Origin of the sequence: Flammeovirga agarivorans (genome assembly GCF_012641475.1) — a bacterium.
In the GTDB taxonomy this organism is placed as follows: Bacteria; Bacteroidota; Bacteroidia; order Cytophagales; family Flammeovirgaceae; genus Flammeovirga; species Flammeovirga agarivorans.
The window spans coordinates 981,297-993,791 of record NZ_JABAIL010000002.1 but is presented as its reverse complement, the minus strand read 5'-3'; the positions used below and the strand labels follow the sequence as shown (position 1 = coordinate 993,791).

The 12,495-nt window shown below is 35.0% G+C and carries 12 protein-coding genes; 11 read left to right on the top strand and 1 reads right to left on the bottom strand.

What is annotated here, in order from left to right:
- Nucleotides 1-86: 86 nt before the first annotated feature.
- The 3 genes from HGP29_RS08765 (at nucleotide 87) to HGP29_RS08755 (ending at nucleotide 2,089) form a co-directional block, all read left to right on the top strand.
- Entirely contained in the window at nucleotides 87-1,190 is a 1,104-nt protein-coding gene (locus HGP29_RS08765; protein WP_168881989.1) for an Mrp/NBP35 family ATP-binding protein, read from the top strand.
- Between the two features lie 36 nt (nucleotides 1,191-1,226).
- Complete coding sequence (locus HGP29_RS08760) at nucleotides 1,227-1,481, top strand: NifU family protein (RefSeq protein ID WP_168881988.1); 255 nt, start codon at nucleotides 1,227-1,229, stop codon at nucleotides 1,479-1,481.
- A 176-nt stretch (nucleotides 1,482-1,657) separates the two neighbouring features.
- Nucleotides 1,658-2,089, top strand: a complete 432-nt coding sequence (locus HGP29_RS08755) for a hypothetical protein (protein ID WP_168881987.1) — start codon at nucleotides 1,658-1,660, stop codon at nucleotides 2,087-2,089.
- A gap of 73 nt (nucleotides 2,090-2,162) precedes the next feature.
- Here HGP29_RS08755 and HGP29_RS08750 read toward each other — a convergent pair whose 3' ends face one another.
- Complete coding sequence (locus HGP29_RS08750; RefSeq protein WP_168881986.1) at nucleotides 2,163-3,455, bottom strand: aminopeptidase P family protein; 1,293 nt, start codon at nucleotides 3,453-3,455, stop codon at nucleotides 2,163-2,165.
- 108 nt (nucleotides 3,456-3,563) lie between these two features.
- Between HGP29_RS08750 and HGP29_RS08745 the strand changes: the two genes are divergently transcribed.
- The 8 genes from HGP29_RS08745 (at nucleotide 3,564) to HGP29_RS08710 (ending at nucleotide 12,468) form a co-directional block, all read left to right on the top strand.
- Nucleotides 3,564-5,090: a S8 family serine peptidase gene (locus HGP29_RS08745; RefSeq protein ID WP_168881985.1), complete on the top strand. Its 1,527-nt coding sequence runs from the start codon at nucleotides 3,564-3,566 to the stop codon at nucleotides 5,088-5,090.
- 31 nt (nucleotides 5,091-5,121) lie between these two features.
- A complete protein-coding gene (locus HGP29_RS08740) occupies nucleotides 5,122-5,694 on the top strand; it encodes a hypothetical protein (RefSeq protein ID WP_168881984.1) in 573 nt (190 codons plus the stop codon).
- Between the two features lie 282 nt (nucleotides 5,695-5,976).
- Nucleotides 5,977-7,758 (top strand): DEAD/DEAH box helicase, encoded by a 1,782-nt coding sequence (locus HGP29_RS08735; protein WP_168881983.1) that lies wholly within the window; start codon nucleotides 5,977-5,979, stop codon nucleotides 7,756-7,758.
- Nucleotides 7,759-7,887: 129 nt separating this feature from the next.
- Entirely contained in the window at nucleotides 7,888-8,277 is a 390-nt protein-coding gene (locus HGP29_RS08730; protein WP_211093231.1) for a GtrA family protein, read from the top strand.
- A gap of 2 nt (nucleotides 8,278-8,279) precedes the next feature.
- Complete coding sequence (locus tag HGP29_RS08725; RefSeq protein WP_168881982.1) at nucleotides 8,280-8,666, top strand: hypothetical protein; 387 nt, start codon at nucleotides 8,280-8,282, stop codon at nucleotides 8,664-8,666.
- A gap of 140 nt (nucleotides 8,667-8,806) precedes the next feature.
- Entirely contained in the window at nucleotides 8,807-10,651 is a 1,845-nt protein-coding gene (locus tag HGP29_RS08720) for a M1 family metallopeptidase (RefSeq protein WP_168881981.1), read from the top strand.
- 19 nt (nucleotides 10,652-10,670) lie between these two features.
- The gene (locus HGP29_RS08715; RefSeq protein WP_168881980.1) at nucleotides 10,671-10,985 is read left to right on the top strand and encodes an FtsB family cell division protein; all 315 of its coding nucleotides are present in this window, start codon (nucleotides 10,671-10,673) and stop codon (nucleotides 10,983-10,985) included.
- Between the two features lie 202 nt (nucleotides 10,986-11,187).
- Nucleotides 11,188-12,468, top strand: coding sequence for a M16 family metallopeptidase (locus tag HGP29_RS08710; RefSeq protein ID WP_235958278.1), 1,281 nt, complete (start codon nucleotides 11,188-11,190; stop codon nucleotides 12,466-12,468).
- Nucleotides 12,469-12,495: the final 27 nt, after the last annotated feature.

Genomic DNA, 12,495 nt, shown 5'->3' with positions numbered 1-12,495 from the left:
AGAATAAATCTAAATAAAGGTAAGGTTTACAAATTGTTTTGTGTTAATTTTGTGGTAATTAAACTGCAAAGGAATAGAACATTAGCATGGCTTACACGCAAGAAGATATATTAAAGGCTTTATCCACTGTTGAAGAGCCGGATTTAAAGAAGGATTTAGTTACGTTGAACATGATACGTGACGTAGAAGTTGAAGGAAATAAAGTATCTTTTACTGTAGTATTAACTACTCCTGCTTGTCCATTAAAAGAGCTTATTCGTCAACGTTGTGAAGATGCGATTAAAAGAGATGTTGCAGAGGATCTTGAGATCACTGTAAATATGACTGCCGAAGTAACTTCATTACAACAGAAAGGTCCTGTTTTACCAGGAGTTAAAAACGTAATAGCTGTATCATCTGGTAAAGGTGGTGTAGGTAAATCAACTGTTACTGCTAACCTAGCATTAGCATTAGCAGAAACAGGAGCAAAAGTAGGTGTTATGGATGCTGATATCTATGGACCTTCTATTCCTACCATGTTTAATTGTGAAAATGCCCAGCCTGGTGTAGTCGTAAGAGACGGAAAGAATGTAATTATCCCAATCGAAAAGTATGGTGTGAAATTACTTTCTATTGGTTTCTTAACTCCTCCTGATAATGCTGTGGTATGGAGAGGACCAATGGCAAGTTCTGCAATTCGTCAGTTCTTTATGGATACGGATTGGGGAGACTTAGATTACCTTTTAATTGACCTTCCTCCAGGAACAGGTGATATTCACTTATCATTAGTTCAAACAGCTAAAGTAACAGGAGCAGTAATTGTTACTACCCCACAAAAAGTAGCCCTTGCAGATGCAGTTCGTGGTTACAAGATGTTTGCTTCAAAAGATGTAAACGTTCCAATTTTGGGTGTTGTAGAAAACATGGCCTATTTTACACCTGCTGAATTACCAGAAAATAAATACTATTTATTTGGTAAAGACGGAGGTAAAACTTTTGCTAGAAGATATGAAGTGCCATTTATTGGTGAAGTACCTTTAGTACAAAGTGTTCGTGAAGGCGGAGATGATGGTGTGCCAGTAGTAATGGAAGAAGGAAACCCAGCTGGAGGTGCCTTCGTAAAAATAGCTGAAGAATTAGCAAGAAATGTTGCTATTCGAAATGCAGAACTTCCTGAGACAGATAAAGTAGAAATTAAAACTTGGGAATAATTAAAACAGAATAACCACCTTTTGGGTACTATATATATGAGTCAAACACTATTAGAAAGAGTAGAGAAAGCTTTGGACACGATTCGTCCTTATTTAGAAGCTGATGGAGGGAACGCAAAGGTTGTTGAAGTTACTGAAGACGGCATTGCAAAAGTTGAACTTTTAGGTGCTTGTGGTTCTTGTCCAATGTCAGCAATGACTTTAAAAGCAGGAATTGAACAAGCTATCGTTAATGCTGTTCCTGAAGTAAACAAAGTAGAAGCAATTAATATGGAAGAGTTTGAAAGTTAATTTCATCTCAACATCATAATATATTAAAAGCATGTACGTTAAAACGTATGTGCTTTTTTTGTTTCAATATAATATGCTCGTAATCTGATAGTTTATGATTGTTTTATGAATGTTCTAAGCGTATGGATACCGTTGGATATAATACGTTTAGGATGAACATTTTACTATAAGATATTATGAAACAATTTTTGTTGCTGACTACATTTATATTTTTACAGCATTTCGGTTTTTCACAAGTGATTTCACAATTTAATTCTACAGAAGAACCGTATTATTTATTACAACATCCAGTAGTAAATGTCTTAGAAGATAATGCTCCCATTTCCACTTTTGATTTAGAATACATCAGCATTTATGGTAATGAGTTAATACTTATGGATTCTAATAAAGAATCAAAAGAAGTATTTACATTGGAATATATGTCTGATATTAAGTTTGGAGAGGAAGTAGATGTAGATTATAAATTGGACAATAATTTCCATCTAGTAGTAAAATACATACAGAAAGAAAACAATGTGAGTTGTGTGATCTCGATGTATGATGAAAATGAAGAATTAGTAATGAGAGTCAAATCAGACAAACTCTTTGATTCATTTTATTACATGTAGAATATAAATTCAATAAAAAAGCCTATTCAACTAAAATTGTTGAATAGGCTTTTTTTATTAAAGTGTGATTAGATTATTTGCCCATAATCGATTCGATATCACTTACTTCAATTGGAATATTCTTCATTAAATCGAATGGTTCACCTGATTCTTGAATCACATAGTCATTTTCGATTCTGATACCCATGTTTTCTTCGCGGATATAAATTCCTGGCTCAACAGTAAATACCATTCCAGCTTCAAAAGTTTTATATCTATGTCCATAATCATGAACATCAACACCAATATGATGAGATGTACCGTGCATAAAATACTTTTTGTATGCAGGCCATTTTGGATCTTCGTTAGCTACATCTTCTTTAGAGATTAACCCTAAACCAATAAGCTCTTCTGTCATCAACTTACCAACTTCTACATGGTAATCTACTAAGTTATTACCAGGTACAAGCATTTTTGCTGCCGCTTTATGTACTCTTAATACTGCATTGTAAACAGCTGCTTGACGCTCTGTAAACTTACCATTTACTGGGATGGTACGAGTTAAATCAGAAGCATAGTTACCGTATTCACAACCAAAGTCCATTAATAGTAAATCACCATCCTGACAGATCTGATCGTTGTCGATATAGTGAAGTACACATGCATTAAAACCTGATGCAATAATTGGAGTATATGCATGGCGTCTAGAACCATTACGAACAAACTCATGAGTTACCTCAGCTTCAATTTCGTATTCTTTCACACCTGGTTTTACAAATTCCAATACTCTTCTGAAACCTTTTTCAGTGATATCACAAGCTTTTTGCATCACATCGATTTCATATTGAGATTTCACCGTTCTAAGATCATGCATGATCGGAGAAAGGCGTTCATATTTATGAAGAGGGTACATTTTTCTACACTCTTCAATAAAACGATCGTCAGGAGTTTGAACAGTTGTATCTGCTCTTAGGTGTTCGTTGGTATTTAAATAGATATGCTCACTATCAAATACCAAACCTTTGAAGATAGTATTGAACTCAGACAACCAGAAAACTGTTTCTATACCAGAAACTTCAGTTGCTTGCTCTTTCGTTAGTTTTGCACCTTCCCAGATAGCAATCTCCTCATTAGTTTCAATAAGGAATAGGATTTCTCTATGGGCAGGGTCTTTCGCATCTGGGTTAATTACCAAGATACTTTTTTCTTGATCGATACCACTTAGGTAGAAGATGTCAGTATGTTGGATGAAAGGCATAGTACCATCAGCACTTGTTGGCATGATGTCGTTAGAATTGAAAACCGCAACAGAATTTGGTTTTAAACGTTCAACGAAGCGTTTACGGTTCTCAATAAACAAGTTTTGATCGATTTTATCGTATCTCATCGGAAACTATGTGTTTATATGATTTTATTTATTTATTTTACTTTGAATTCGAATTTACTTCTTCCATTGATTTTTTAAAACTACATGACTAATAGACTGAAGAAACCGATGAATATTTTTTACTCATCGAGTTCATTATTAAATACACTCTTTTTGCTATTTTCTTGCTTAATGATCAATACAAGTGCTTTTTCTGAAGAATCAGAGCGCTATTGGATCATTTTTCAAGATAAATGTGATACTGAAAAGTTAGATTTTTTTAACCAATCAGTTTGCCAAAATTATCTTGATAGTTTAAATAATATAGGCTTTCAAGAAGAAACAGTATCCAATTGGTTGAATGCTGTAACGGTAGACCATGTTTCAAAATCAGATGCGAAATATCTAAAATCACTGTCTTTTATCAAAGAAGTTCGATCAGTCAATACACAATGGAAGTTAGGAGTAACAAGTACTGAGGAAACTTTAAAGGAACAGAAGCAACAAGCGGCTTATGCCATCAAACAATTAAAACCAGATCCATTATATGAAGAACAACTGAATGGAGAAGGAGTAGCAGTTGGTGTAATTGATGCAGGTTTCTGGAATGCTAAAAAGAACGATTACCTAAAAACATTGTTTGATGAAGGAAGGGTAAAAGGATTTAGAGATTTTATAACTCCAGATAGACATGAGACCTCTTTTTATTTCACTAAAGAAACAGGAAGTGATAGCCATGGAACGACAGTTTTACGTATGATTGCTGGAAAAGAAGGAAATATGCGTTATGGTTTGGCAGATCATTCTTCATTTTACTTAGCAAGAACGGATCATGGCGATTCGGAAACGAGGACAGATGAAGAAAATTGGATTGCAGCATTAGAATGGATGGTTGATTCATTGCAAGTGAAATTGATCAATAGTTCTTTAGGTTATACCAATGGTTTTGATGATCCTTCAGATAATTACTCTCCTAAGGAAATGGATGGAAAAACAAGTATGGTTACTCAAGCAGCGGAGTTTGCTGTAGAAAATAAAGGAGTATTACTCATATTGTCCGCAGGAAACGAAGGTGATAACAATGCATGGAAAGTGATAAGTGCTCCGGCAGATGCTAAAGGAGTACTGAGTGTTGGAGCGACGACAAAGAGTGGATCTAAAGCTAGCTACAGTAGTATTGGTCCAAAAACGCTACCGTATGTGAAGCCTGAAGTCTCATGCTATTCTTTATTTGGGACATCTTTTTCAGCACCAGTTATTACAGGTTTAGCAGCTTGTTTATGGCAATATCAGCCAGAAGCTAGTGCAGAAGAAATTAAAGAAGCGATTATTGAGTCATCCAGTTTATATCCATATGCTAATAATTATATTGGCTACGGAGTTCCTGATGCAGGAAAAGCAATGCAGCTTCTAAAAGAAGAGAAACCTAAATCAGTAGTTAAAGAGTTAAAAGCAACAGGTAAGAAAAAAATTACTTTGGGGGCTATTCCTGAAGAACATAGTATGGCCGTTTTGTTTCATAAGAAAGAGAATACTATTGTTATTAAGCAGGAATTTATATATTTGGAAAGAGATTCATGGAAGATCAAAAAAGTGAAAAAAGCTGAAAGCACTACTTTATGGACAGGAAAAAGACATATAGAGGTTTTTTGGTAAAATAAACACAAGCTTAACTTAATTATTATTTATGCATTTGTTCGTTAGAATCAGCCTAATTATTACTAGCATCAGTTTACTAACCAATTGTTCACAACTAGAGACCTTCGATAAGCAAGATCAAGTTTATTATTTTGATTTGAAGGAAATTATTGAAAACACTTCTACAGCTTTAGCGTCTTCATCAGCAAAAGTGAACAAAGAGGTAGAATATGATGGTAAAAAGAATGTGATATCTTCTGATGAAATTGATTGGGAGAATGAATTAGAAATTTTTGCAGAAGCAGATATTAATCGTCCGATTTTTAAAGATAGTTATGCTGTCATAAAAAAAGAGGAGGGTAAAAACCATATCACAAGGTACGAAGCAAGTGGACCAAGAGAAAGTGTCCGTTGGCTCGAATTGAAAAAAAATACAGAAGGAAAAATCTTAAATGTTTCTTTCAAAATCAGAACAGATAATTCATTGTTTGAAACAGAAAAAAATGGTGAATTAGTTTTTGATGAGAATGAGATGCTTCAGCGTTATACACTCAAAGGGTCACAATCAATTGTGATATTAGGTGATAAAAATTATGAAATTATTGCTGATGTAGTGTATTAACAACGCTTTAGTTAAAACTGAAATTTCAGTTACCTTTTGAAAATATTTGATTAATGAAGGGCCTCAGAAGAGGCCTTTTTTTGTTAATAAGGAAAAATTTTGCCAATAATTTTACTGAAAAACAAACGATTGTGAAGCTTAGACCTAAAACCAATAATAAAACAATTACCTTTGTGGCCTATTAGATAAAATTCGTTAGCGCTTTTATCCGCATCTCATAGTTGTAGCTAGTCCGCTACAAACATAGCATTGTAAGGAGGGAAGCGTTCTAAAAAACACAACATGGCAAAATTTAGTGAATTAGGGCTGAAGCAAGAGTTATTAGACGCTGTTTCTGAGCTCGGTTTTGAACAACCAACACCAATCCAAGAAGAAGTAATTCCAACTCTTTTAACGGAGGAAACAGACTTGGTAGGTCTAGCTCAAACAGGTACTGGAAAAACTGCAGCTTTCGGCTTGCCTCTATTACATCGCGTTGATGTATCAGATAAAAGAACGCAAGGGTTAGTATTATGTCCCGTACGTGAATTGGGACTTCAGATCGCAAGAGACTTAGAAAATTTTTCAAAACAAATTCCTGGTTTAAGAGTAGTAGCTGTATATGGTGGCTCTCCAATTGACCAACAAATCCGTCAGATCAAAAGAGGAGCTCATGTAATTGTAGCAACTCCAGGTCGTATGGATGACCTTTTAAAAAGAGGTAAAGCAGACATTTCTCAAGTAGAGACAGTAGTTCTTGATGAAGCTGATGAAATGTTGAAAATGGGTTTCAAAGATGAGCTTGATGCAATCTTAGAAGGAACTCCAGAAGACAAAAACGTTTGGTTATTCTCAGCAACTATGCCTAAAGAGGTAGCTAGAATTGCTTCAAACTATATGTCTGAACCAAAAGAAGTAACTGTAGGTACAAAAAATACAGGTAACAAAAATGTAAAACATTATTGCTACTCTGTAAAAGCTAGTGATCGTTATGAAGCACTTAAGCGTATTGTAGACTACAATCCAAATATTTATGGTATCGTTTTCTGTAGAACACGTCAAGAAACTAAAGACGTTGCAGAAAGATTGATGCAAGATGGTTACAATGCGGATGCATTACATGGCGACTTGTCTCAAGCACAACGTGATTATGTAATGGGTAAGTTCCGTCAGAGAACACTACAATTACTTGTAGCAACTGACGTAGCAGCTAGAGGTCTTGATGTAAATGACCTTTCACACGTAATTAACTACAACTTACCTGATGATATCGAAACGTACAATCACCGTTCAGGTCGTACAGGTAGAGCTGGTAGAGATGGTACTTCAATTGCAATTATCCACATGCGTGAGAAGCACCGTTTAAGATCTATCGAAAGAGTATTAAAGCAAAGTTTCATTATGGATCCTGTACCAACAGGTCCTCAAATTTGTGAGCGTCAGTTATTCCACCTAGTGGATAGAATCCATGACGTTGCAATGGAAGAAGATGAAATTGCTGCATACTTACCAAAAGTATACGAGAAGTTAGAAGACCTAAGCAGAGAAGAAATCATCAACAGATTTGTTGCTTTAGAGTTTAACCGCTTCTTAGATTACTACAGAGGGGCTAGAGATCTTAATGTTCCTGACAGAAGAGATCATACAAACAGCCGCGAAAGAGGTGAGAATAATCGTAGAAATGCTGAATCAGGCTTTACAAGATTCTTTATTAACCTTGGTAAGCGTGATGAAATTAGACCAAAAGACCTTATTGATTTAATCAACAAAGGTGTACAAGGTGACCGTATTGATATTGGACGAATCGATCTTAAGCAGAATTTCTCATTCTTTGAATTAAAAGAAGGTAGAGAAACAGATGTTGTCGGTGGAATGAGCAAATTAGATTTCAAAGGCCGTAAGATTGATGTTGAAGTTTCTAACACTGGTGGTGGCGGTGGAGACCGTCGTCGTGGTGGCGGAGGTCGTAGAAGACCATTCAACGGAGGTGACCGCCGCGGAGGTGGTGGAGGTTACAGAGGTGGAGATCGTCGCCGTCAAGGTGGTGGCGGTGGAGACCGTGACCGTCGTCGCAGAAGCAAGTAATTATAGATAAAAGTAAATGATGGGTAGTTAACTATTCATCATTTACTTTTTTGTTTGAAATGTAAATTTCATCTATTTTTCTAGTTCAATCAAACTGATTTATTCTTCGATTTTTTTAAAATAAGAGAAATGCAAGGAGAGGTCTTGTTTTGGAAATTCATCAAATTTGGTATGGTGGGTTTTTCAGGTCTATTTGTGGACTTCGGTATTACTTATTTAGTTAAGGATATACTAAAAGGACATAAATATTTAGCCAATAGCTTAGGTTTTATTTTTGCGGCAACATCCAACTATATCTTAAATAGAATTTGGACATTTGAGAGTAATGCAACAGATGTTGGTGTTCAGTATATAAAATTCTTCTCGGTATCACTTGTAGGACTTCTATTTAGTAATGCTATTATTTGGATCCTTCATGAAAAAGTGAAGATGAACTTTTATTTAGCCAAAGTAGTTGCTATTGGTGTCGTCGTAATATGGAATTTCTTTGCTAACTTGTTATTCACATTCACGGAATAAACATGTTACAAGACAAAAGAGATTATATCAAAAGACTGATCAAAGATTTAGAGAAAATGATACTTCGTTTTCAAGGTCTTGATTGGGTAAAATATAGAGAAGAAGTTGCTACTTCAGTAGAAAAATATTTAAAAGAAATTGTACAAATAGACCAAGAAGATGATGCCAAGGAAATGGCACTGAAGGTAATGGATCTATCACCCAAACTTAGGTACAATGAAATTGAGCTTTTAGTAGACGCACTCATTATCAAAGGAAAAATAGAAAATGACCCTAAATTTCTAGAATCAGCATTAATGATTTTAGAAAAGTTAGAAGTGGTCGATGTAATGACTTTTTCCGTTGCCCGTCATCAAAAAATCGAAGAATTAAAAACACTCCTGACTTAATTCAATTAAAAAAATAAAAAATTAATATTGATTACATCAAATTTAAATGAGAAAGCACTGTTAACTATCCATCGAAGTGTTTTCTTTTGTATTTTGCGTGATCAACTTGATTAACAAATAAAAGAGGAACTTTCATTCCCATGAAGCAGTATTTTTTCGCAGCAGTATTATGCACATTTAGCTTGATAGGTTTCGCACAACCTGATCGTTGGCAACAAAGGGCCAACTACAAAATGGACGTAGAGTTAGATGTAAACACTAACCGATTCCAAGGAACACAGAAAATAGATTATTATAACAACTCTCCTGATACACTAACAAAAGTGTATTATCACTTATTCTTGAATGCTTTCCAACCTGGAAGTATGATGGATGTTCGTTCAAGAACAATTGAGGATCCTGATGGTAGAGTAAAAGACCGTATTTCAAAATTGAGCCCAGATGAAATTGGTTACGAAAAGGTTATTTCATTAAAACAAAATGGTAAACCTGTAAAACACCAAACTGTAGGGACAATTTTAGAAGTTACCTTGAATAAGCCAATTATGCCTAAGTCAAAGGTTACTTTATCAATGGAGTTTGAAGGTCAGGTACCGGTTCAAATCAGAAGAACAGGTAGAGATAACAAAGAAGGCGTAAGATATTCTATGTCTCAATGGTACCCGAAATTAGCGGAGTACGATTATGAAGGCTGGCATCCAGACCCATATGTTGGTAGAGAATTTTATGGTATTTGGGGTGATTTCGATGTGAAATTAACTTTGGATGCTAAGTATATGGTAGCCGCGACAGGTTACTTACAGAATGCAGAGCAAGTTGGACATGGTTACGAAGGTATCAAAAAAGGTAAGCCAAAAGATGGAAAGTTAACTTGGCACTTTGTTGCACCTGAAGTACATGATTTTACTTTTGCTGCAGATCCTGACTATCAACATAAAATTGTAAAAATGGATGATGGTCCGGAGCTTCATTTCTACTGGAAAAAAGATCAAGGTATTGATGATGTATGGAATAAATTACCTGCATACCTAGAGCAAGCCATCAAGTATACAAACAAGAGAGTAGGTAAATACCCTTATAAAGTTTACAATGTAGTTCAAGGTGGTGATGGCGGTATGGAGTATGGTATGCTTACGCTAATCACAGGAAAAAGAAATTTAAATAGCCTTGTTGGTGTAACAGTTCATGAAATGTTACATAGCTGGTTCCAGTTTGTATTAGCAACAAACGAAAGCCTTTATGCTTGGATGGACGAAGGTTTCAACTCTTACATTGGAAATGAGATAGAAGCACATGTGAATGGAAAAGAAAATGCACATGGAGGTTCATATAATTCATATTTCTATGTGGTAAAAAGAGGAATTGAAGAGCCGTTAAGTACTCATGCAGATCATTTTGAAAGAAATGCAGCTTATTCTATAGCATCTTATTCAAAAGGTGCCGTATTCTTACACCAGTTAAGCTATATCATGGGGCAAGAAACGTTTGATAAAGCATTCAGAAGATATTATGAAGAGTGGAAGTTCAAACACCCGAATGTAAATGATTTCATGAGAATCATGGAGAAAGAATCAGGACTTCAGTTACAGTGGTACAAGCAGTATTTTGTTTACAGTACTAAAACGGTGGATTATGGAGTAAAGAATACTTTCACTGAAGGAGATACAACGTATATCACTTTAGAGAGAGTAGGACAAATGCCAATGCCAACAGAGGTAAAAGTAACTTTAGATAATGGTGATGAAACAACATATTATATGCCTCTAAGACTAATGAGAGGAGGGAAAGAAAAGGAAATTGAAGGTAATTGGGTACAATTATCTGACTGGCCTTGGACACACCCGACATATACTATTGCGGTTCCAACAAAAGGTACTAAATTGAAAAGAGTTGAAGTTGACCCTACACACAAGGTGGCAGATATCGATAGATCTAATAATATCTTAGAGGTATCTTATGTTGTTGAAGAAGGGGCAGGCTTATAATTTTTGAAAGATATTCAGAATGGCAGAAACACCTAATAACCCGGAATGGTTAAAGTATTTCAAGAACTTTTATATAATAACTGGACTCTTATTTTTTATTTGGATAGCCTTCTTTGATAATGATAATTTGATAAAAAGAAGAAATCAGAAAAATAAAGAACAAGAATTGAAGAACCAGGAAGAATATTATGGAAAGGAGATTCTTGACTTAGAACGTAAGATGAAGGAATTAAAGTCTAATAATCAGACGTTAGAAAAGTTTGCAAGAGAAAAATACTTTATGCACAGAACAGGTGAGGATGTTTATGTGATAAAAGAGCTTGATGAAGATTAAATCAAGTAGATATAGAAAAGCCTTGTTTTTACTTAAAAGACAAGGCTTTTTTGTGTCTGATTACCAATAGATTTTATGAGCTTCTAAAATATTCATAACAAAAGAACTGAAACGATATTATTGATCTAATGTACTTCATTATTAAGATCTTAATAACTAAATTTGCAGGCTCATTAATGTGAGGTAGAGAATATAAAACCCAATGGATTGGGTTATTAACGGAGGGAAAATCAACTCGATGGATAAGAATTTTCAGATACACCGTCTTGATAACGGTATCAGAATCATACATAGACAAGTCAAAAGTACTAAACTGGCACATTGTGGTGTGGCTTTGAACGTTGGTAGTCGTGATGAAACCTTGGAACAACAAGGCATTGCACACTTTTGGGAGCATATGGCTTTTAAAGGAACCAATAAAAGAAAGGCGTATCATATTCTTAACAGTATAGATGCTGTTGGAGGTGAGTTGAATGCTTATACTTCTAAAGAGAAGATTCATTTTTATGCATCAACGTTAGTACAACATTTTGAAAAGTCGGTTGATATCTTATCGGACTTAACATTTAATTCTAGTTTCCCTCTAAAGGAAATTGAGAAGGAACGTTCAGTTATTTTAGAAGAAATGTCTCTTTATAGAGACGACCCAGCTGATGCGATTGGAGATGAATTCGATGAGATCATCTTCCCAAATCATCCTCTTGGTAGAAATATTTTGGGTACAATAGATAGCGTAAAGAGTTTCCAACAACAAGACTTTTTCGATTTCTTAGAACAGAATATTGATACGCATGAAGTCGTTTTTTCTTCTATCTCTAATCTTCCCTTCGAAAAGGTTGTAGCACTTTGTGAGAAATATTTTTCACATATTCCTGAAATGAGGAAAGATCGAACACGTATACCATTTACAGGTTATACACCGATCACAGTGGAAAGGAAAAAGCCTATTACACAATGTCATGTAATGTTGGGTGCAGAATCTTATGAGCTACACCACTCAAAGAGAATGACCTTCTTTCTTTTGACAAACCTTCTAGGTGGCCCTGCCATGAACTCTAGATTAAATTTAGGAATCAGAGAGAAATATGGATATGTATATGATATTTCTGCAGGATCTTCAGCTTATTTAGATAGTGGACAATTCAGTATCTATTTTGCTACAGAAGAGAAAAGTCTCAATAAATGTCTAAAACTAGTAGATAGAGAGTTGGGTAAGCTAAGAGATAAAAAATTGGGTGTTCAACAACTAAGGTCTGTAAAGCAACAAATAATGGGACAAATTGCGATGTCTGGCGAATCTAACCTATCTATAATGTTAGGTATGGGTAAAGCGCTGTTAGACAAAGAGAAATTTGAAACCATAGAAGAAGTATTTACGCAAATTCAGAACATTTCGGCGGAGGATTTATTAGAAGTTGCCAATGAAATGTTTGCAAAAGACCGCATAAGTACGTTGATTTACCGTCCTGAAACAAAACAGTAACCTCTAACCTAATTTTATAGAGGCTAA

What these genes read in the sequence shown, in the direction of transcription:
- HGP29_RS08740 (WP_168881984.1), top strand. Translation starts at nt 5,122, where the DNA reads ATGCATTTGTTCGTTAGAATCAGCCTAATTATTACTAGCATCAGTTTA.
- HGP29_RS08735 (WP_168881983.1), top strand. Translation starts at nt 5,977, where the DNA reads ATGGCAAAATTTAGTGAATTAGGGCTGAAGCAAGAGTTATTAGACGCT.
- HGP29_RS08750 (WP_168881986.1), bottom strand. Translation starts at nt 3,455, where the DNA reads ATGAGATACGATAAAATCGATCAAAACTTGTTTATTGAGAACCGTAAA.
- HGP29_RS08730 (WP_211093231.1), top strand. Translation starts at nt 7,888, where the DNA reads ATGCAAGGAGAGGTCTTGTTTTGGAAATTCATCAAATTTGGTATGGTG.
- HGP29_RS08710 (WP_235958278.1), top strand. Translation starts at nt 11,188, where the DNA reads ATGGATTGGGTTATTAACGGAGGGAAAATCAACTCGATGGATAAGAAT.
- HGP29_RS08720 (WP_168881981.1), top strand. Translation starts at nt 8,807, where the DNA reads ATGAAGCAGTATTTTTTCGCAGCAGTATTATGCACATTTAGCTTGATA.
- HGP29_RS08745 (WP_168881985.1), top strand. Translation starts at nt 3,564, where the DNA reads ATGAATATTTTTTACTCATCGAGTTCATTATTAAATACACTCTTTTTG.
- HGP29_RS08765 (WP_168881989.1), top strand. Translation starts at nt 87, where the DNA reads ATGGCTTACACGCAAGAAGATATATTAAAGGCTTTATCCACTGTTGAA.
- HGP29_RS08715 (WP_168881980.1), top strand. Translation starts at nt 10,671, where the DNA reads ATGGCAGAAACACCTAATAACCCGGAATGGTTAAAGTATTTCAAGAAC.
- HGP29_RS08755 (WP_168881987.1), top strand. Translation starts at nt 1,658, where the DNA reads ATGAAACAATTTTTGTTGCTGACTACATTTATATTTTTACAGCATTTC.
- HGP29_RS08725 (WP_168881982.1), top strand. Translation starts at nt 8,280, where the DNA reads ATGTTACAAGACAAAAGAGATTATATCAAAAGACTGATCAAAGATTTA.
- HGP29_RS08760 (WP_168881988.1), top strand. Translation starts at nt 1,227, where the DNA reads ATGAGTCAAACACTATTAGAAAGAGTAGAGAAAGCTTTGGACACGATT.